Origin of the sequence: Komagataeibacter saccharivorans (assembly GCF_003207825.1) — a bacterium.
GTDB classification, from domain to species: domain Bacteria; phylum Pseudomonadota; class Alphaproteobacteria; order Acetobacterales; family Acetobacteraceae; genus Komagataeibacter; species Komagataeibacter saccharivorans.
This window is the reverse complement of the sequence record NZ_NKTY01000011.1, coordinates 13,524-31,807: the sequence shown is the minus strand read 5'-3', so window position 1 is coordinate 31,807 and position 18,284 is coordinate 13,524. Positions and strand designations below refer to the sequence as shown.

The window sequence follows — 18,284 nt, the reverse complement described above, 5'->3', positions numbered from 1 at the left end:
TGATTGCGGGGCCTGAGCCGCCCCTGTTTTCCCGCTACTGGCGGAAGACGGGCCTTTCAATGGCCCATCTGGCGGGGAATGGCAAAGCGCCTGCCCATCCGCAGGACAGGCAACGCCAGCAGCGCGAGGACCGTGCTGCCCCCCACCACGGCATAGGCCCCGGTGGTGGATAACGCTACACCCCCACACAGCGCGCCCGCGCCAATGCCCATATTGAAGCCGCATACGCAAAAGGAACACGCGGCTTCCCGCTCGTCCGGGGCCAGTTCGATGGCGTAGCTCTGCGGGCTGAGGTTCAACACGCCCGTAACAATCCCCCACACCGCCATATCGGCCCATACCGCAGCCGGAAACCAGCCCGAAAGCATGAGAAACGCATGGCTGGCCAACAGCCCCACCACGGCAAACCCGATGGTCCGCCCGGCGGAATAGGGCAGGTTACCGCCCAGCCAGTTGCCCGCAACCCCGGCAACCCCGCATACCAGAAGCAGCAGCGGCAGCAGGGTTTCCGGACTGTGCGGAATGGCCTGCAACAGGGGGACGATGTAGGTATAGGCCGTGAACTGGGCCATCTCCACCAGTGCCGTCAGCACGGCGATATAGCGCAGCCGTGGCTGACGCAGCAACTGCATGACATCAAGATGCCTGCGCTGCGCAGGAAGCGGCGGCAGCAGCACCATCATGCCCGCCATGACCATAAAGGCCATTACCCCGAAAACGCCAAAGGCCGCACGCCATCCCAGCCATTGCCCGATGGCGGAAGCCAGGGGAATGCCACCGGCAATGGCGACCGCAACACCGCTGAATGCCCATGCCGTAACCCGCGCGACCGGCAGGCCCGGCCCCAGCCGTACCGCCACACCGGCAATGATCGACCAGAAAATGCCATGCCCCAGCGCCAGTATCACCCGCAGCACGGCCATGAGCGCATAATTGGTGATGAACGCGCAGGCGATGTCCACCACCCCGGCAAGGCCCAGCAGACCGACCATGATGACGCGCCGGTCCACGCCGGAGGTCAGCAGCGTAAGCGGTATGGCACCCAGCGCCACCATCCATGCATACCCCGTGACCAGTTGTCCCACACTGCCAGCGGAGACCTGCAACCCCTGTGCAATATCCGTCAGAAGGCCGATGGGCAGGAGTTCGGTCACACCCCACACGAATGCTCCCATGGAGAGCAGGACGATACGCAACATAATCACAGACACCTGACGGGCATGAAGAAGATAGCACATGACCATCTTCCGACAGGCCGTGCGTGGCCGCTTTAGCGTTATCACCGCGGCACGAAAAGGGGATGATGCCCACAATTACGCAAAGACTGGAAAAACACTGGTGGCAGTCCATGTCGCTGGTCAATCCCGACCGCTTCAATGCTGCTCTCATGACCGAAAATAATGCTGACCTGCATCTCCGATCGAACTGTCACGCACACAGTCAGGCGGGCTTATGCCATTGCACTCGGCAGCCGGTTTCCGACCAGCCTGAACCCACCATCACGGGCCTCCGTTACACTTTGGCGGCAACCGCCCCAATCAACATGCCTGCTCTATGAAAAAGCCGATCGCCTGCGTTACGGATACCGGGCAGAACGAGGGCTATGCCGTATCCGAGTGCATGTCCGTGCCGATTACGCATCAGATGACATCATCACCCTGACGAGTCTGGAATTGCGGAATAAGATAATAGTATTATAAAAATAAAAATGTTATTATTTTTACCGTTTCCATTTAAAATAACTTATTTAATAAAATCCGATATATTCCATCACTTGTAGCAGACCGTATTCTTTATACTCGGCCTGTCGACGGTTCGCAGTCCATAGTCCTTTCGGCCCTGTAATCACCCGTGCCTTGTCAGACTGGCCTTTGCCATCCGGCTGAAGCGTATCCGGCAGTCAGAAGGGGCAGGGGAGGGAACAGTCCTGAAATGACTTCATGTATATTTCATCTCGAGCGCAGTCACAGATGAACATCTGAAAACAGAAGAAAGAACTGACCGCGATAACCAGATCGCATTGCCAGCGCGCACAAAAAAAGGGGCACCCTGAACGGGTGCCCCTTTATTCTGGTTTTACAACCGCAGATTACTGCTGGTCCTGATTGCGGTGTTCGCCATGCTCACCGTGCTCACCGTGCTCACCGTGCTCACCGCCACGCTCGCCGCGGTCGCCGCGATCACCACGCTCGTTGCCCTGCGAACGATCGCCGTTATCGCTGTTCTGGTTGTCGCCTTCGCTACGGTTGCCGTGGTGGCCGCCGTGTTCACCATGATGGCCGTGGTGACGGGATTCCGTGTTGTCATCCGCATGCGCCACAACCGGCAGGGACAGACCAAGAGCGGCAGCGAAAAGGAGTGCTTTTTTCATGTAATTAATATCCTCTTAATAAGCTGATTCATCTCAAATCAGTCAGGTTTAGTCTAAAATATCGAACAGAATAAATAAAGTGTTCAGGGACCAACCAATTGTAACGGAATGCATCATGACACACCCGACAAAAACACAGGTCAGGTATCCGATTACTGTGCAGGTCAGGGTTCGTCGTAAATAAATCCTTCTTCCGGCATGGCAGATACGCCTTCGTGCGTCCGCACGTAGCCGCGTCTGTTTTTCCAGGCATGAATCAGGGCTTCGCGCCATTCTTCATGCGGCTCTTTACGGGGTTTGGGGGTGGAATCGGATTTTATGTTCATGATCCGGAAACCTCTGAAAAAGCCCGCAGAAGCACAGGCGTAAATGCCTTACCAAAAACCATCCCCAACGAGTGTGATAATTATATGAAGACAGGGATACCTGAAAAAGACATTGCCCGTTACCGGGTGCCGATCTGCCACTACAGCCATCGGTATTTTTTCCAAAATCCGCTAACCTTGCCCTCCATCCGCCTGCCGTGCCCGTGCGTAAACACGTCCTTCGCATGGGCCGGAACGATATCCATGCCCGACAGGAAGAACACAAGCCATGCAACAATCATCCGGGAATAGGACAGAATTCCCCTACGCCAAGTAACGTGACCATCACATCAGGACCGGAGCCACTGGTTTTTTTTCGGAAGTGAGGTCTGTTCAGTGCCGGATACGGGCGATGAGATCATAGTCAGCCCGGTAAATCTGCCTGATCCGCTCGATCTGGTCGGGCCGGGGCAGTTCGCCTTTATTGACCGTTCCATTCATCTGCCTGATTGCGACAGGCGTATATCCCGCCACAAAGTCCTGAATGCCCTTCATATCATCCAGCATGAACAGGCGATCGACCGCAATGTGTCCATCCCGGTCAGTCAGGTACCATGTCTGGGGACGGAAAATATGGTCGATTTCGTATGTTCGCCGCGCCTGCGCAACAAGATCAAGCGCGTCGTCCAGATCACGTAACCCCATGTAATGCGCCCGGAAGCCCCGGGCCACCTGCCGCGTTTCACCACCGCCCGTCCGCGCGTATCGACAGGCCGAAAGGAAACGCTGCACCGGGTCGCGCAGAATGGCGAAAGAGGGAAAACGCAGCAGATCAGGCATCCGATGCTGGAAATACCGGACCGTTTCATGCCCGACATCCATGCCGTACAATGCACGGGTTATGGATGTTCCGGCATTCTTGGGTATGTGAAGGAAGAATACGCCCCGTTCACGCACCATGGCCGCACGGCGCTGCCGTTTTGGTCCGGGCGGGTAGGGAATTCGCAGTTCCGCCAGTCGTTCATGCACGTCGCTGGACATCTTGACACGAACCACGGGCTGCAAAAGCGTCTGCATGAAAAACGGTTCCGATAGGCAGGCGGGTCCCCGAGGACCACGATGCATCATCTGCCGCGGAAACGTACGGTGTGTGAATAAAGGAAACGGATTGAAACAGCCCGGACAAAGAACGGCCTCTGCCATGACTGACCGGCCCATTTACCAGAGCTAACCAGACAATGGTGGCTGCCCCAACCAGTCGGGCAAGGCCACGACAGGGCAGGGACACCGCACGCGTTTTCCATCGGGCTACGGTCCCGTTTCCCTTACGCAGAACCCTTCCGCCGCACGGATAACCTACCGTTCAACTGCATACGACCCCAGGTCGCCCCGAAAGCGGCAGTCAGAGACCAGGGTAGAATGCCAGCCATATCATTTCAAAGGCTTTTCCATCGGAACAGTCCATGACTGCGGGCAGAGCGACGTGCAGGTCCCCAACCCGCTCCATATACATCAACCGGTGGTCTCCCTGCGTGCGCCACCACCCATACCGATCGGAATATAGCCTTCATCCGTAACGATACGGCCTGACGGGGGATCGCCCGCCCTGCGCGATGTTCTCGGCTCGGCAAATATCCTGATCCGCACAATGCTCCGCTGCGGGTGCGAAAGCAGGGAAAGCGTTCCGTTTCAGCACCACCGATCTTTCCACCGGCCCGTGCAGCCGACTGGCGCCCCGTAAGGACGCTGACCAGACGCATGCACAGGCGCCACGGGTCATCGTATGGCGTGATGACCGCTATTTCACGGTGAATGGCCTGTTCATTTTCCGCAGTCCTGAAGGATTATGACACAATAAAATGGATGGGTCTTATGCTGAATCATGTTGCGATTAATTATCACATTCATTACTAATTCACCCGCCCATGACACGCCGCGCCCGGCGGCGCTGGTTCTGGTGCCGCACACCGTCTGTCAAGGGAGGTCAGTTGTGACCCCGATTTCTTTCTCCCCGTGGGAGATGTTCCTTAGTGCCGGTCCCGTGGTCCGCTGCGTCATGATCCTGCTGGCGGTGGCTTCGCTGCTGACCTGGACCATCTTCATCGCCAAGTCCGTCGAACTGCTGCGCGTGCGTCTCACACTCCACAAAGCGGAAAAATCGCTGGAGGAGGCCAACACGCTGGATCTGGGCGAAGAGTGGACGCGCGGAAATTCTTCCATCGCCCACACGCTGGTCATGGCTGCGGAGACCGAACGCCGTCGTTCGCGGGACATTCCTGATGATGGCGAAGGGCTGAAAGAACGCATTGTCCTGCATCTCGAACGACTGGAAGCTGCCGAAGGGCGCCGCCTTATGCGGGGCACCGGACTGCTTGCCACCATCGGCGCCACGTCGCCCTTCATTGGCCTGTTCGGCACGGTCTGGGGGATCATGACCTCGTTTACCGGCATTGCGGCGAGCAAGGCCACCAGCCTCGCCGTGGTGGCTCCCGGCATTGCGGAGGCACTGCTGGCCACGGCGCTGGGGCTGGTCGCGGCCATTCCGGCTGTGGTGATCTACAACCACCTTGCCCGCCAGACGGCGTCATGCCGCGCGCAGGTGGCGGACCTTACCGCGTTGGTCATGCGTCTGGTGTCACGCGATCTGGGCCGCATGCACATGCTGATGGCGCAGGATAATATCGTGCGCCTTGGCGGACAGTCGCACGATGCCCGCGCGGCGGCGGAATAGGGGGCGGTCATGGCCATTCGCATCCGTCACGCCGATGAAAACCCGCATGAGGCCAGCGAGATCAACGTCACGCCCTTCATCGACGTGATGCTGGTGCTGCTGGTGATCTTCATGGTCACCGCCCCGCTGACCACGGTGAACGTGCCGGTGGACCTGCCGTCCTCGACCGAAAAGCCGACGCCGCGCCCGGATGATCCGGTATTTCTGACGGTAAAAGCCGATCACGGTCTGGCGCTGGGAGAAGACGACATTTCGACAGATGCGCTGCCCGGCGCGCTGGAAACCGCAACGAAGGGCAACAGGGATGAACGGATCTTCCTACGCGCTGACAGGACCGTCGATTACGGCACGCTGATGGGGGTGATGGATAAGCTGCGCGCCGCCGGGTACCTCAAGGTCGCCCTGGTTAACCTGCAGGGGCAGGAGGAAGGCAGCGAGGCCGGAACGACTGCGCTGCCGGACGCCAACCGCGCTTCCGCAACAGGCGGCACACCGTGACTATCGCCACCGACACGCCGGACGGGGGAACGCATGCCGCATACCCGATTGAAAGCCCTGCCGTGCCATCCTTTGCCCAGTGGCAACGCAACCGGGCGCGACTGACCCGGCGTACGGACACCATCCGCTGGGGGCTGTCCCTCCTTGCGGTTCTGGCGACCGCTGGTGGGGTCATCGGGTGGGTCATGCACCTGCCGCCTGCGCCGGTGGTCGTGGCGGAACAGGCACCTGCCGCCATTGCCATAGATATGGCCCCCGAACCTGTCTCCATCCCCACCCCGCCGACTGACGCGCCGGTCGGACCGAAGCAGACACTGTCCATACCCGACCCGCAACCCGATCCGCCGCCAAAGATCACGGCGCCGCCTTCGCCCGCGCCCAACCCGCCGGTTCCGGTGCCCGCACAAGAACAGCGGAAAATCCCCAGAAAGAAAACCAGACCGACGCTACAGCAAAAGAAACCGGTTCCGGATAAAACACCACCTGCCGACGCGACCACCGCGCCACCTTCGGCCGAAGCGCCGCCCGCACCGACACAGGCAGCACCCGCGCCCGGTTCCTCATCGGCCCATGCCGCACATGATCCGGTTACATGGCAGGGCGCGCTGCTGGCGCAGCTTGAGAAATTCAAGCGTTACCCGTCCGCGGCCATGGCCGACCATCAGGAGGGCGTGCCGACCGTAACCTTCTCCATGGACCGCAAGGGGCACGTGCTGTCGGTCACGCTGGCCCAAAGTTCCGGTCATGCCCTGCTGGATCAGGAAGCACTGGCGTTGCCCAGCCGCGCCCAGCCGCTACCCATCCCGCCGGACAGCGTGGCAGGCGATCCCATTAAACTGACCGTGCCGGTCGAATTCTACCTGCATCAGAACTGACCACGAGGCTGCCCGACACGTTACGGCAGGTCCGCGTACAGGTCTGTTCCGGTTTCTCGTGATCCAGACGGCTGATCCGTTCAGCAGCAGCCTGTCCACCCCCTGCGCCCCATCCCTGCTACGGGCGGTAAAATGGTGCGATCGGCATCCACCATCGGGAATACACCCTTTCACCAGATATTCTGGCAGGCTCTGGTCGGCTGACCAGAAAAAGTCATTACGCTATAGACCTGTTCTGCGCAGGCGCTAGGATCAGCCCGGTTATGGCAGGATGAAAGTGACCGGGTGACTACGACTCTCCAGCGTGCAAAAGGGCGGTTCGGACTGGAAGTCAGGGCAGCAGGCACCCGTACGCGCATGGCCGATCTGGTGCAGGAGGGATGCTGCCGCCTTCTGTTTCCCCGGATTGCGGGGCCGGGGATGGAGACGGTTACCGTCAACATATCGGGCGGGATTGCAGCGGGTGACCGTATCGAAGGCCGTCTTGCCTGCGGGGAGGGAACGGACCTGCTGATGACATCTCAGGCGGCGGAACGGATCTATCGTGCGCGCCCTGATGATGCCCCGGCTGAAATTGCGGTCTCGTGCCAGATTGATGCCAATGCCCGGCTGGAGTGGCTTCCCCATGGCACGATCTTTTTTGATGGCAGCCGCCTGCATCGTCGCATGACGGTAGACATGGCAGGCTCGGCCACCTTCATGTTTCTGGAAAGCCGGATATTCGGGCGCAGGGGTTCGGGCGAGAACCTGTCGCGGCTGGATGTGCGTGACCGGCTGTCCATCCGGCGGGACGGCAGGCTGTTAGTGGAAGATATGCTGCGGCTGGAAAGCCCGGACGTGTCCACCCTGCTGGCACAACCGGCAGTAGCTGACGGGCAGGGGGGCGTGACGACACTGGTGCTGGTCAGCCCGCAGGCGATGGACCTGCTGCCGGACGTGCGCATGCGGCTGGCGCCCCCCGAATGCGCGGGGTTTGCCGCCTCCGCATGGAATGGCATGCTGGTGGTGCGGGGGCTGGCACAAAGTGGATGGATGCTGGAAGTCGCGGTGCGCAAAATCCTGCCCGTCCTGCGCAATGGCCGGCCCATGCCCGGCACATGGCGGTCATGATGATGGCGCCCGACCGGCGCGCAAGGGAGCGGATGACTACATGAAGCTGACACCCCGAGAGAAAGACAGGCTGCTCGTTTCCATGGCGGCCATGGTGGCCCGGCGCAGGCTGGAACGCGGCGTGCGCCTGAACTACCCCGAAGCCGTGGCGCTGATTACCGACCATGTGGTGGAAGGCGCCCGCGATGGCCTGAGCGTGGCCGAACTCATGGCCAGCGGTGGCCATGTACTGACGCGCGCGCAGGTCATGCCCGGCGTGGCGGAAATGATCCATGACGTGCAGGTTGAAGCCACTTTTCCTGATGGTACGAAACTGGTGACGGTACATGACCCGATACGCTGATCCCCTGTCCGAAGGGGCCATTCCGGGCGAAATCCTGCCTGCCGATGGTGATATCATCCTTAACGAAGGCCAGCCCCGCCGCGTGCTGCGCGTGACCAATACCGGCGACCGTCCCGTACAGGTGGGCAGTCACTATCACTTTGCCGAAGTCAATCCCGCCCTGCATTTTGAACGCGCGCAGGCGCTTGGCTGGCGGCTGGATGTGCCATCCGGCGGCGCTGTACGCTTTGAACCGGGGCAGGAGCGAGACGTGACACTGGTGCCTCTGCGCGGGTTACGGCGCGCCATCGGCTTTCGCGGCGATGTCATGGGGAGCGTGGATAAATGACCCGGATTACGCGGCATGATTACGCGGGCCAGTTCGGTCCCACCACCGGCGACCGCGTACGGCTGGCGGATACGAACCTGCTGGTGGAGGTGGAGAAGGACTTCACCATCTATGGCGAGGAAGTCCGCTTTGGCGGCGGCAAGACCATCCGTGATGGCATGGGCCAGTCACAGGCCACCCGCGCGCAGGGGGCGGCGGATACGGTCATCACCAACGCGCTGATCATCGACCACTGGGGCATCGTCAAGGCGGATGTGGCGCTGCGCGACGGACGGATCGCAGGCATCGGCAAGGCGGGGAATCCCGATATCCAGCCCGGCGTTGACATCATCATCGGGCCGGGGACGGAAATCATCGCGGGGGAAGGCAAAATCCTGACGGCAGGCGGCATGGACAGCCACATCCATTTCATCTGCCCCCAGCAGATCGAGGAAGCGCTGGCATCGGGCATCACCACCATGCTTGGCGGCGGCACGGGACCGGCCACGGGCACGGCGGCCACCACCTGCACGCCGGGACCATGGCATCTGGCCCGCATGCTGCAGGCGGCGGATGCGTTTCCCGTCAATCTGGCCTTTGCCGGCAAGGGCAATGCCTCACGCCCCGAAGGGCTGGAGGAAATGGTCCGCGCCGGAGCGTGTTGCCTGAAACTGCATGAAGACTGGGGGTCGACGCCTGCGGCCATCGACTGCTGTCTGGGTGTGGCCGACCAGATGGATGTACAGGTCATGATCCATACCGACACGCTGAACGAAAGCGGCTTTGTGGAGGATACGATTGCAGCCTTTCAGGGCCGCACCATCCACGCCTTCCATACCGAAGGCGCGGGCGGCGGCCACGCGCCGGACATCATCCGCGTGGCCGGGCTGCCCAACGTGCTGCCGTCTTCCACCAATCCCACGCGGCCCTATACGCGCAATACGCTGGATGAGCACCTGGACATGCTCATGGTCTGCCACCACCTTGACCCCAGGGTGCCGGAGGATATTGCGTTTGCCGAAAGCCGCATCCGGCGCGAGACCATCGCGGCGGAGGACATTTTCCACGACATGGGCGTGCTGTCGATGATGTCATCCGACAGTCAGGCCATGGGCCGGGTAGGCGAAGTGCCGCTGCGTACGTGGCAGACCGCCCACAAGATGAAAAGCCAGCGCGGCGCACTGCCGGGCGATGGCGCGGCGGACAACAACCGCGTCAAACGCTATATCGCCAAATACACCATCAACCCCGCCATCGCCCATGGCCTGTCGCACGAGGTCGGGTCCATCGCGGTGGGCAAACTGGCCGATCTTGTATTGTGGGAGCCTGCCTTCTTTGGCGTGAAGCCCGATCTTGTCATCAAGGGTGGGGCCATCGCCTATGCCATGATGGGCGACCCGAACGCCTCCATCCCCACGCCGCAGCCCGTGCATGGCCGCATGATGTTTGGCGGCTATGGCGGCGCACTGACCCATACAAGCCTGACATTCGTGTCAAAAGCGGCCCTTGAGGATGATATCGGCCGAAAACTCGGCCTGCGTAAAAGCCTTTCCGCCGTATCCGACACGCGTGGCGGCATTGGCAAGCGCAGCATGATCCATAACGACGTCATGCCGCATATCGAGGTCGATCCCGAAACGTATGAAGTACGGGCCGATGGCGTGCTGCTGACGTGTGAACCTGCCGACATCCTGCCCATGGCCCAGAGGTATTTCCTGTTCTGATGACCCGTGTTGCCGAAATCCTGCCAGCGGGAAGCTGGAATGAAGCCGATGCGGCCGACATATTCGCTGCTGATTACGAAGGCCGCCACCGCCGCCGCATGGTGCTGACCCTGCGTTCAGGCGCAAAGGTGCTGCTGGAACTGGAACACGCCCGGCTTCTGCACGATGGCGACGGCCTGCGGCTGGAAGATGGCCGTATCATACGGGTCGAAGCCATGGCCGAAGACCTGATGGCGGTCACGGCCCACGACCCGCTGCACCTGTTGCGGCTGGCATGGCATCTGGGCAACCGGCATCTGCCCGCAGCGATCGGGGGACAGCGTATCCTTGTGCGCCATGACCATGTGATTGCCGATATGGTCCGGGGTCTTGGTGGTCACGTCCATAACGTGCGGGCGGCATTCGACCCTGAAAGCGGGGCCTATGCCGGACGCGGGGCAGGCCATGCCCACGGGGATGAACACCACCATCATTCCCATGACTGAACACGAACCGGCCGGACTGGACTTCCTGCGCCTGCTGTCATGGGTGTCACCCGCCTTTCCCACAGGTGGCTACGCCTATAGTCACGGGCTGGAATGGGCTGTTGAACGGGGCAATGTGCGGGATGTGGAGACACTCTGCGCATGGATAGGCACCCTGTTGCGCCATGGCAGTACCGGCAACGATCTGATTATCCTGCATGCCGCCTGGGCTGCGGGGAACGACGATGAACGCCTGCGCGATATTGCCGAATTCGCCTGTGCCTGCGCCACCTCGCGCGAACGGTATGAGGAAACGGTCTATCAGGGCGAAGCCTTCCTGCGCGCGGCAGGCGTATGGGGTGTCGTGCCGTCCGAGGTCGCTCGGGCGGGGGTACGCTGGCCGCTTCCGGTGGCGCAGGGACTTGTGTTCCGCCGGGGCGGCGTTTCGCGGGGGCAAGCCGTGCTTTCTGGCGGTTATGCTGCCGTCGCAGCCCTTGTATCCGCTGCCGTAAGGCTGGTGCCGCTGGGACAGACGGACGGACTACGCGCGCTTTCCCGGCTGGAACCCGTAATGGCGGAAATGGCAGACCGCGCACAGGCGCAGACACTGGAAGATGTGGGCGGAGCCTGTTTTGGCTCCGACCTTGCGGCGATACATCATGAAACTCAGGAAACGAGGTTGTTCAGGACATGACAGAGGCAAAACACGGCCCGCTTCGGGTAGGCATCGGCGGTCCGGTTGGCACGGGCAAGACAGCACTGATGGATGCGCTGTGCCGCCGCTTTCGCAATAATTACAATATCGCCGCCATCACCAACGATATCTACACACGTGAAGATGCGGAGTTCCTGACCCGCGCCGGTTCCCTGCCACCCGAGCGGATCATGGGGATCGAGACCGGTGGCTGCCCCCACACCGCCATCCGGGAGGACGCCAGCATCAACCTGGCCGGTATTGCCGAACTGACAGATCGTTTTACCGGTCTGGACCTCGTACTGGTGGAAAGCGGAGGGGACAACCTTGCCGCCACCTTCAGCCCGGAACTGGCGGACCTGACCATTTACGTCATTGATGTTTCGGCGGGCGACAAGATCCCCCGCAAGGGTGGCCCCGGCATTACGCGCAGCGATCTGCTGGTCATCAACAAGATCGACCTTGCACCGCATGTGGGGGCCGACCTTGGGGTGATGGACCGCGACAGCAGGCGCATGCGTGGCGAACGGCCCTTCGTATTCTCCAATATCCGCGCGGGCGAAGGAGTCGAAGCCATTGCACGTTTCATTATTGAACAGGGGGCGCTGTAAAATATTATTATAAAACTGTTCGTAAATCCGAACGCATAATATGTGTTCCAATCAGATGGTTCATTTCATCAAGACAAATTAAAAATGCTTCGAGCCAGCGGAAATTATTGGAATGGGTCGATAATCAGCGCCCCCATGGAGGCATATAAATACACGCCTATGAATGAGATACTTTTTTCTGACGATCAACAGAAGTGGATGGAACCCTTTTTCCATTAATTCATAGGTCACCATTTCCTAAAATATTGCTTCAAACGCAATCTTTTATAAAAAACAGGAAAAGTTTTTGGGTGCTGCCTTTTTCCAAAAAGACGCCTTCTTCAAAGTTCTTTGGAAAAATCTTCCTTATTTTTTCTGGGTATTTCCAGACAGGCTTTGCAAACAGTCTCTAAAATACTGACTTTCCATACCGGTTCAGCCATCAGGAGATAGGAAGTATCGTCCACGCGCGAAGACGTGTAAGGGCAGGGGACATTATTCCCTGCTACCGTCGCATCCTTCATAAGCAAGACGGACGTATCATGGCTGATAATACGCTTTTTTCCCTTACCGGCAGACGGGCGCTGGTCACCGGGGCTTCCCGTGGCATCGGGCTGACCCTGGCACGCGGACTGGGCCAGTCGGGGGCAAAGATCGTGCTGAACGGTCGCAATCCTGAACCGCTTGAAACAGCCCGCGAGATGCTACAGCGCGAAGGGCTGGATGTCGTAACCGCCCCGTTTGATGTGACCGATCAGGAAGCCGTCATCGCCGGGGTTGAAAAAATAGAACATGAACACGGCCCGATTGATATTCTTATAAACAATGCGGGCATCCAGCGTCGCGCGCCGCTGGACCAGTTCAGCCGGACAGACTGGGATGCGCTGATTGCGACCAACCTGAACGCGGTTTTCTTTGTAGGACAGGCCGTGGCGCGGCACATGCTGCCCCGTGGACGGGGCAAGATCGTCAATATCTGCTCGGTACAGAGCGAACTGGCACGGCCCGGCATCGCGCCGTATACCGCAACCAAGGGCGCGGTCAAAAACCTGACCAAAGGCATGGCGACGGACTGGGCGCGCCATGGATTACAGATCAACGGGCTTGCGCCCGGTTATTTTAAAACAGAAATGAATGAAAAGCTGGTGGCGGATCAGGAATTTACCCAATGGCTGTGCAAACGCACGCCCGCCGGTCGCTGGGGAAATGTGGAGGAGCTTGTCGGCGCTGCGGTTTTTCTGTCATCGGATGCGTCCAGTTTTGTGAATGGTCACGTCCTTATGGTGGACGGTGGTATTACCGCGTCTTTGTAATTCTTGTGATGATATGGGCATATGCCCGCAGCGGCGCTTGCGGGCATACGTTCCATACAATCCAGTCTGCCCACGTATTCGTATCATTTGAAACGGACTTATTTCTTAGAGCCTGAATCAAAAAGCGGTTTGACTGATTTTTCGCAGAACTCTGCGGATATAGGCAATCATCAACCACGCGTGGGATGACGAGATTGTTGCCTCGATATCCTTCGTGAGGCGACGGCAGCGTCCGAGCCATGCGAAGCTGCGCTCCAAGATCCTGCGTTTGAGCAGGACGACGAAGCCTTCGGCGCGATCGCTACGTTTGACGATCTTGATCATCCATCGGCCGAGTTCAGCCAGCGCACCACGCAACTTCTCGCCAGCATATCCCCCGTCACCGATCAGATGGCGGAGCCAGGGAAACAATGAACGTATTCTGGTTGCTACCAGCGGCGCACCATCACGATCCTGAACGTCGGCGGGATGTACGACAGCAGCCACGACATGACCCGGCGTGTCGGTCGCGATATGCCGCCTGCGACCCCTGATCTTCCTGCCCGCGTCATAACCGCGCGGGCCGCTATTGGCAGCCGGTCGTGACGATATGGAGGATCGCCTCCGTGACCCGGCGCAAACCCGTACGTCGTGGTCTCCCCAGTCGTTTCCTCTCGGGCATCAGCGGCGCAATCAGCGCCCACTCCGCATCGCGCAGGTCGCTTGCATATTCCAGATCGTCCCTTTGATACTGCGCGCGGGTGATTTCAGTCCAGGCCATCCTGATCTCATCAGGTTCTCGCAAACCCATAAATCATAACCTGCTGAAATCACTCAACTCATTTTCGGTCAGACACTGAGACAATAAAGCCAGACCCAAATGGGAAATCAGCCGTTGGACATATAGCCCTGAAAAGAAACGAGCCCTCAAGAAAACCCTTGGTTCTTTCCCTTGCTATTATTCCATGGTTCCCCATTCCATTCTAGACAAATGCACCACGCAGGAAAAAGCCGAGGTGCTGGAATGGTGGCGTGTCACCAGTGAAGCCGTGAACCGCGAACGTGTGAGAAGTCAGGTCATAAAGATTCCTGTTGTCTTCAAAGACCTTGCCACCTTACTGGACGTTATTCAGGATAGTCCTGAAGACCTCGCAGAACTCAGGAAACATGCTTATGCGTTGAAAGATGCTGTCAGCAAGGTTGTTCGCAGAAAGTCACGACAACATAAAAATCAGGAAAACGCCACATTCCCAGAAGAGAAACTCACATATTAATTATACAAAAAAATAATATATACTATCAATAAATTACTCATTTATCCTTACAATCAGGTAGGTCAGTATACAGAGACGAGTCTACTTGGTAAATCTTCCAAACACTACTTTCACGGTGTAGCCTGACACACACTGCAAGCGGATCACCAGCCCCAGACGGAAAGCTCATAAACAATCGAACAACTGCATTGTTGCTGTTTTCTTTAATCTTTGTGGCTTTCATACCGGAAGTCCATTCTACGCTAGAATCCTGCGTATGTGTGAAATAATCCCTATCTCCAGCCAAATCACCGTAAACTCCAGTTTTATAAGCATGAATTATTTTTTTATATAGCTGGCTTGTAACATAATTTTTTATATCCATGTTACAGAACAAACCATCCAATTCACGGTTTGGTTCATCCATAGACGGTTGAGCACATGCAGTCATATATTTTTGATAAAATTCCAGAACTTTTTGTTCTGGTTTTCCGTTCTGGGCATATGCCCAGAACGGAAAAAAAACAAAAATGCTAACACTCAACATTTTCAATTGATTATGGATGTCTATAAATTTTATAACTTGGCTTTTCATTGCGATACGCTGGCCCAGGATACAATCCGCGCAGTTGTTTAAAATCTGATATCCAAATACTACCATCAAACATACACATATATCCAGCTGGATGTCCTGTGACAGGTTGGATAATGGCGACATCTCCGCCCCGAAATGGTCCCGTTGATGGAACCTCACGAAAACCTGATGCTTTGAGAGGTGAGCCATAATCCTTCGCAGATCTCGTATTCATAAGACGAATACCACCAGCGCCGATGGCTTCGCGAGTATAAGTTGCACATTTTGCTTTACTTTCTGGTAGAACATGTGTCCGAAGGTGCTGGATTGCCCTATTGACATCCCACGGCATATTTTCCTCCATGATTGGTTTTTTGAGGAAATCTGTTGATGAATCATCAAACGACAAAAACCCGTCAGAAATCATTCTGACGGGTGACATGGACTGGTATTGCCTGACACGAACATAGCCGGGAGGGATTGCGATATCCATCGGATATGACGGATGCCGAGTGGGCTTTGATTATGCCGTTCGTGCCCCCGGCGAAACGGGGCGGACGGCCTCGCACGGCGGATATGCGCGAGGTTGTAAACGCGATACTCTATATTGCCTCGGGAGGGTGTGCGTGGCGTCTGCTGCCGAAATGCTTTCCACCGGTCTCGACCGTCAGGCGCTACTTTTATGCATGGCGTGATGCCGGACTGTTCGAAGCGATGAACACGGTACTGGTCATAAACCTGCGGGAGATCGAAGGGCGTGAGACCTCCCCGAGCGCGGGCGTGATTGATAGCCAGTCGGTGAAAACCACGGAAAGTGGGGGAATTTCCGGTTATGACGCTGGAAAGAAGGTCAAAGGTCGCAAGCGCCATATTCTGACGGATACCTGCGGCTTCCTGATCTTCCTCCTTGTTCATGCCGCTGACATTCAGGATCGTGACGGGGCTGTCGATGTCCTGGCGGCAATACGCAAACACTTTCCATGGCTTCGCCACATCTTCGCCGATGGCGGCTATGCCGGTAATAAACTGCGATCCGCGCTCGCCAGCATGGGAAAATGGACGGTCGAAATCATCAGGCGATCAGACACAGCCAGGGGCCTTGAAATCCTGCCTCGCCGCCGGGTGGTCGAACAAACATTCGCCTGGCTCGGTCGCTGCAGGCGGCTCGCCAAAGACTGGGAACAGTCCATAGCCTCGTCAACAGCGTGGACTTTGATCGCCTCAATCCGCATGCTGACCCGCAGAACCGCAAGGCATTGTCAGTGCTGAAAAACTTTCGAATCAGGCTCTTAGAGATTTTTTGAAAATAAGTATTTGATAAAAATAGGAAACTTTTTTGGGTGTCGCCTTACGAAGATTTTTGAAAAAAGCTTCACCAAAAACTTCTTTATGATTTCTGGATGTTTCCAGACAGTTTTTCAAACAGCTTCTTATAACCCACGCGATCAGACTCATACTATAATGGATAACGATGGATTGCGGTCATATTTGCATGCTTCAGAAAAAGTCAACTGCAAGATGTATGAATGGCGGATATGTAACAGGCAGACCGGTACATCTTCCTGAATACTGTTTCTATTTGTATTTTTAATTTAATTATAGAAATTAATATATTTAAATACATAGTTGTGCAATATGGAACTGACAGGATTTTCCTCAAATATGCTTTATAGGCAATTGATAAGGGTCCACGTAACGCCGGGAAGTTATATAATATATGTTCTGATCTGTTCTGTATAATTCCAACAAAATTTCGTTGATGTTATATACACGGTTCCGTGATTATACATATTTGCAATCTTTGCAATTACTGTTTTTGCTTTCACCACTTTAAACGGCAAAGCATCTTCCGTCCGTCAGCCGGATTTGCCACAGTCCGTAGCAACAAAAACAAACAAGAGCAGCACAAATGAAATGCCACAATCAGGCGCATGCACCGCCACGCCACCACTTCGCCGCATCCCGGCCAACACGCATGGTGATTTCAGGGCAAGGGCATCCCATACGGGGCGGACTAAATATCAGGCACGTTTTCGGCCGGGTGAGGGTATTATCCTCACCGTTTTTTACCGCGTAAAACGCCCGGATTCACCTCTTTCATATACTGCTGCACCGCAAGTCATAAAGACCGGAGCGGCTGAACGATGGGAAACAGGCCCATGATGCGTAGAACCTTTGACAGCGTTTCCATTCTGTCCGCCCTTCATTCGCGGCAATACATTCCCCGGCAGGCAGGATACGTTGCCCCTTCCCACATTATCCCGGTATCGAAGCGCGGCCAGCGTATACAGAACATCTGCGCTTCATGCGTGGATTACCATCTGGGGGACCATGCGGACAGGAGTGCGGTAATCTGGCGCGGCGCAGGTAACACGCCGAACGGACGGATGTCATATCGGGAACTGCATGAACGGGTCTGTCGCCTGGCCAACACGTTGCAGGATCAGGGCGTGCAACGCGGCGACAGGGTTGCAATCCACCTGCCTCTGATTGCGGAAAGTATAGTGGCGGTACTGGCCTGCATGCGTATCGGCGCAGTGCATGTCGTGCTACCCACGCATCTGGATGCACAGGCGCTGGCGGAGCGGCTTGGGGATTGCGGCGCGACCGCCATTCTGACAGGCGACCAGATACGGTGTGATACCGGGCCTGTACCGCTGAAGGTCACGCTGGACACGGCATTGGATATGGGAAGTAGCCATAGCCGCATAAACACGGTGCTGGTCGTCACGATCAATAAGACGACAGTGCCAATGCAGTCCGGTCGCGATCATCGCTACGATGCCGTGGTAGACTGGTACGAACCCGACTACGCGCCCGTAGCCATGTATGAGAATGACCCGCTGTTCATGCTCTATCCAAATGATCGTCCGGGCGGGTTCGGTACTGTAAAATACACGGCCGGGGAGTACAGCCGTCTGGCCGACTATACAATGGACATGCTGGCATCCGACAGGAATGGGGGCACTCTTCCGGGTATGCTCGACATGACCTGGAATACCGGACAGACGGCCCTTGTTGCCGGTGTACTGGCAAAAGGGGGCACGCTCACCCTTTCCGCAGGGCTGTCGGCTTCATAGCAGCAGGGGCACCGACAACACGGACCGCAGGAGACAGTCCTGCAATATTTCTTCACGATTTTGTTTTCAGTGG

The 18,284-nt window shown here is 57.3% G+C and carries 20 protein-coding genes, 1 pseudogene and 1 other annotated feature; of the genes and pseudogenes, 15 read left to right on the top strand and 6 right to left on the bottom strand.

Annotated features, from left to right (window positions below):
* Positions 1–56: 56 nt before the first annotated feature.
* Complete coding sequence (locus tag CFR79_RS08220; RefSeq protein ID WP_110547598.1) at positions 57–1,199, bottom strand: MFS transporter; 1,143 nt, start codon at positions 1,197–1,199, stop codon at positions 57–59.
* Between the two features lie 159 nt (positions 1,200–1,358).
* Positions 1,359–1,559 (bottom strand) — a sequence feature (23S ribosomal RNA rRNA prediction is too short).
* Between the two features lie 560 nt (positions 1,560–2,119).
* Here CFR79_RS08220 and CFR79_RS15870 point away from each other — a divergent pair.
* The gene (locus CFR79_RS15870) at positions 2,120–2,398 is read left to right on the top strand and encodes a hypothetical protein (RefSeq protein WP_181417401.1); all 279 of its coding nucleotides are present in this window, start codon (positions 2,120–2,122) and stop codon (positions 2,396–2,398) included.
* 137 nt (positions 2,399–2,535) lie between these two features.
* Here CFR79_RS15870 and CFR79_RS15865 read toward each other — a convergent pair whose 3' ends face one another.
* Both CFR79_RS15865 and CFR79_RS08210 read right to left on the bottom strand, forming a co-directional pair.
* Complete coding sequence (locus CFR79_RS15865) at positions 2,536–2,697, bottom strand: hypothetical protein (protein ID WP_180967461.1); 162 nt, start codon at positions 2,695–2,697, stop codon at positions 2,536–2,538.
* A 372-nt stretch (positions 2,698–3,069) separates the two neighbouring features.
* Positions 3,070–3,753, bottom strand: coding sequence for a sulfotransferase family 2 domain-containing protein (locus CFR79_RS08210; RefSeq protein ID WP_110547558.1), 684 nt, complete (start codon positions 3,751–3,753; stop codon positions 3,070–3,072).
* 943 nt (positions 3,754–4,696) lie between these two features.
* On the opposite strand from CFR79_RS08210, the gene exbB reads away from it, so the two are divergent.
* The 11 genes from exbB (at position 4,697) to CFR79_RS08155 (ending at position 13,325) form a co-directional block, all read left to right on the top strand.
* Complete coding sequence (exbB, locus tag CFR79_RS08205) at positions 4,697–5,407, top strand: tonB-system energizer ExbB (RefSeq protein WP_110547557.1); 711 nt, start codon at positions 4,697–4,699, stop codon at positions 5,405–5,407.
* Between the two features lie 9 nt (positions 5,408–5,416).
* A complete protein-coding gene (exbD, locus tag CFR79_RS08200) occupies positions 5,417–5,905 on the top strand; it encodes a TonB system transport protein ExbD (protein ID WP_102323687.1) in 489 nt (162 codons plus the stop codon).
* Positions 5,902–6,780 (top strand): energy transducer TonB family protein, encoded by an 879-nt coding sequence (locus CFR79_RS08195; protein ID WP_258373473.1) that lies wholly within the window; start codon positions 5,902–5,904, stop codon positions 6,778–6,780. The genes exbD and CFR79_RS08195 overlap by 4 nt, the downstream gene beginning before the upstream one ends.
* Before the next feature lie 285 nt (positions 6,781–7,065).
* A complete protein-coding gene (locus tag CFR79_RS08190; RefSeq protein ID WP_258373472.1) occupies positions 7,066–7,890 on the top strand; it encodes an urease accessory protein UreD in 825 nt (274 codons plus the stop codon).
* A 40-nt stretch (positions 7,891–7,930) separates the two neighbouring features.
* Positions 7,931–8,233, top strand: a complete 303-nt coding sequence (locus CFR79_RS08185; protein ID WP_110547596.1) for an urease subunit gamma — start codon at positions 7,931–7,933, stop codon at positions 8,231–8,233.
* Positions 8,217–8,561, top strand: coding sequence for an urease subunit beta (locus tag CFR79_RS08180; protein ID WP_110547555.1), 345 nt, complete (start codon positions 8,217–8,219; stop codon positions 8,559–8,561). The genes CFR79_RS08185 and CFR79_RS08180 overlap by 17 nt, the downstream gene beginning before the upstream one ends.
* Positions 8,558–10,264 carry an urease subunit alpha gene (gene ureC / locus CFR79_RS08175; protein ID WP_110547554.1) on the top strand — a complete coding sequence of 569 codons (1,707 nt, stop codon included), beginning with the start codon at positions 8,558–8,560 and terminating at the stop codon, positions 10,262–10,264. Before CFR79_RS08180 ends, ureC begins: the two co-directional genes overlap by 4 nt.
* Positions 10,264–10,749: an urease accessory protein UreE gene (locus CFR79_RS08170; RefSeq protein ID WP_110547553.1), complete on the top strand. Its 486-nt coding sequence runs from the start codon at positions 10,264–10,266 to the stop codon at positions 10,747–10,749. Before ureC ends, CFR79_RS08170 begins: the two co-directional genes overlap by 1 nt.
* On the top strand, positions 10,709–11,422 hold the full coding sequence (locus CFR79_RS08165; protein WP_258373471.1) for an urease accessory protein UreF: 714 nt from the start codon (positions 10,709–10,711) through the stop codon (positions 11,420–11,422). Before CFR79_RS08170 ends, CFR79_RS08165 begins: the two co-directional genes overlap by 41 nt.
* The gene (gene ureG / locus CFR79_RS08160; RefSeq protein WP_110547551.1) at positions 11,419–12,033 is read left to right on the top strand and encodes an urease accessory protein UreG; all 615 of its coding nucleotides are present in this window, start codon (positions 11,419–11,421) and stop codon (positions 12,031–12,033) included. Before CFR79_RS08165 ends, ureG begins: the two co-directional genes overlap by 4 nt.
* Positions 12,034–12,554: 521 nt before the next feature.
* A complete protein-coding gene (locus CFR79_RS08155) occupies positions 12,555–13,325 on the top strand; it encodes an SDR family oxidoreductase (RefSeq protein WP_110547550.1) in 771 nt (256 codons plus the stop codon).
* A 117-nt stretch (positions 13,326–13,442) separates the two neighbouring features.
* Here the strand turns inward: CFR79_RS08155 and CFR79_RS08150 are convergent.
* Positions 13,443–14,085: pseudogene (locus CFR79_RS08150) on the bottom strand (transposase).
* A 184-nt stretch (positions 14,086–14,269) separates the two neighbouring features.
* Between CFR79_RS08150 and CFR79_RS08145 the strand changes: the two are divergent.
* Positions 14,270–14,578 carry a hypothetical protein gene (locus tag CFR79_RS08145; RefSeq protein ID WP_110547549.1) on the top strand — a complete coding sequence of 103 codons (309 nt, stop codon included), beginning with the start codon at positions 14,270–14,272 and terminating at the stop codon, positions 14,576–14,578.
* Positions 14,579–14,615: 37 nt separating this feature from the next.
* Here the strand turns inward: CFR79_RS08145 and CFR79_RS08140 are convergent, their stop codons facing one another.
* Positions 14,616–15,152: a DUF3828 domain-containing protein gene (locus CFR79_RS08140; protein WP_181417400.1), complete on the bottom strand. Its 537-nt coding sequence runs from the start codon at positions 15,150–15,152 to the stop codon at positions 14,616–14,618.
* Positions 15,115–15,624: a hypothetical protein gene (locus tag CFR79_RS08135; protein ID WP_220030264.1), complete on the bottom strand. Its 510-nt coding sequence runs from the start codon at positions 15,622–15,624 to the stop codon at positions 15,115–15,117. The genes CFR79_RS08140 and CFR79_RS08135 overlap by 38 nt, the downstream gene beginning before the upstream one ends.
* 5 nt (positions 15,625–15,629) lie before the next feature.
* Between CFR79_RS08135 and CFR79_RS08130 the strand changes: the two genes are divergently transcribed.
* Together CFR79_RS08130 and CFR79_RS08125 are read left to right on the top strand one after the other, a co-directional pair.
* Entirely contained in the window at positions 15,630–16,400 is a 771-nt protein-coding gene (locus tag CFR79_RS08130; protein WP_258373470.1) for an IS5 family transposase, read from the top strand.
* An 875-nt stretch (positions 16,401–17,275) separates the two neighbouring features.
* Positions 17,276–18,211 carry an AMP-binding protein gene (locus CFR79_RS08125; protein ID WP_110547546.1) on the top strand — a complete coding sequence of 312 codons (936 nt, stop codon included), beginning with the start codon at positions 17,276–17,278 and terminating at the stop codon, positions 18,209–18,211.
* The last annotated feature ends 73 nt before the right edge of the window (positions 18,212–18,284 follow it).

What these genes read in the sequence shown, in the direction of transcription:
- CFR79_RS08180 (WP_110547555.1), top strand. Translation starts at nt 8,217, where the DNA reads ATGACCCGATACGCTGATCCCCTGTCCGAAGGGGCCATTCCGGGCGAA.
- CFR79_RS15870 (WP_181417401.1), top strand. Translation starts at nt 2,120, where the DNA reads ATGCTCACCGTGCTCACCGTGCTCACCGTGCTCACCGCCACGCTCGCC.
- CFR79_RS08220 (WP_110547598.1), bottom strand. Translation starts at nt 1,199, where the DNA reads ATGTTGCGTATCGTCCTGCTCTCCATGGGAGCATTCGTGTGGGGTGTG.
- exbD (WP_102323687.1), top strand. Translation starts at nt 5,417, where the DNA reads ATGGCCATTCGCATCCGTCACGCCGATGAAAACCCGCATGAGGCCAGC.
- CFR79_RS08165 (WP_258373471.1), top strand. Translation starts at nt 10,709, where the DNA reads ATGCCCACGGGGATGAACACCACCATCATTCCCATGACTGAACACGAA.
- CFR79_RS08135 (WP_220030264.1), bottom strand. Translation starts at nt 15,624, where the DNA reads ATGGATATCGCAATCCCTCCCGGCTATGTTCGTGTCAGGCAATACCAG.
- ureC (WP_110547554.1), top strand. Translation starts at nt 8,558, where the DNA reads ATGACCCGGATTACGCGGCATGATTACGCGGGCCAGTTCGGTCCCACC.
- CFR79_RS08140 (WP_181417400.1), bottom strand. Translation starts at nt 15,152, where the DNA reads ATGAAAAGCCAAGTTATAAAATTTATAGACATCCATAATCAATTGAAA.
- CFR79_RS08210 (WP_110547558.1), bottom strand. Translation starts at nt 3,753, where the DNA reads ATGCAGACGCTTTTGCAGCCCGTGGTTCGTGTCAAGATGTCCAGCGAC.
- ureG (WP_110547551.1), top strand. Translation starts at nt 11,419, where the DNA reads ATGACAGAGGCAAAACACGGCCCGCTTCGGGTAGGCATCGGCGGTCCG.
- CFR79_RS08155 (WP_110547550.1), top strand. Translation starts at nt 12,555, where the DNA reads ATGGCTGATAATACGCTTTTTTCCCTTACCGGCAGACGGGCGCTGGTC.
- CFR79_RS08170 (WP_110547553.1), top strand. Translation starts at nt 10,264, where the DNA reads ATGACCCGTGTTGCCGAAATCCTGCCAGCGGGAAGCTGGAATGAAGCC.
- CFR79_RS15865 (WP_180967461.1), bottom strand. Translation starts at nt 2,697, where the DNA reads ATGAACATAAAATCCGATTCCACCCCCAAACCCCGTAAAGAGCCGCAT.
- exbB (WP_110547557.1), top strand. Translation starts at nt 4,697, where the DNA reads ATGTTCCTTAGTGCCGGTCCCGTGGTCCGCTGCGTCATGATCCTGCTG.
- CFR79_RS08130 (WP_258373470.1), top strand. Translation starts at nt 15,630, where the DNA reads ATGACGGATGCCGAGTGGGCTTTGATTATGCCGTTCGTGCCCCCGGCG.
- CFR79_RS08185 (WP_110547596.1), top strand. Translation starts at nt 7,931, where the DNA reads ATGAAGCTGACACCCCGAGAGAAAGACAGGCTGCTCGTTTCCATGGCG.
- CFR79_RS08125 (WP_110547546.1), top strand. Translation starts at nt 17,276, where the DNA reads ATGGGAAACAGGCCCATGATGCGTAGAACCTTTGACAGCGTTTCCATT.
- CFR79_RS08145 (WP_110547549.1), top strand. Translation starts at nt 14,270, where the DNA reads ATGGTTCCCCATTCCATTCTAGACAAATGCACCACGCAGGAAAAAGCC.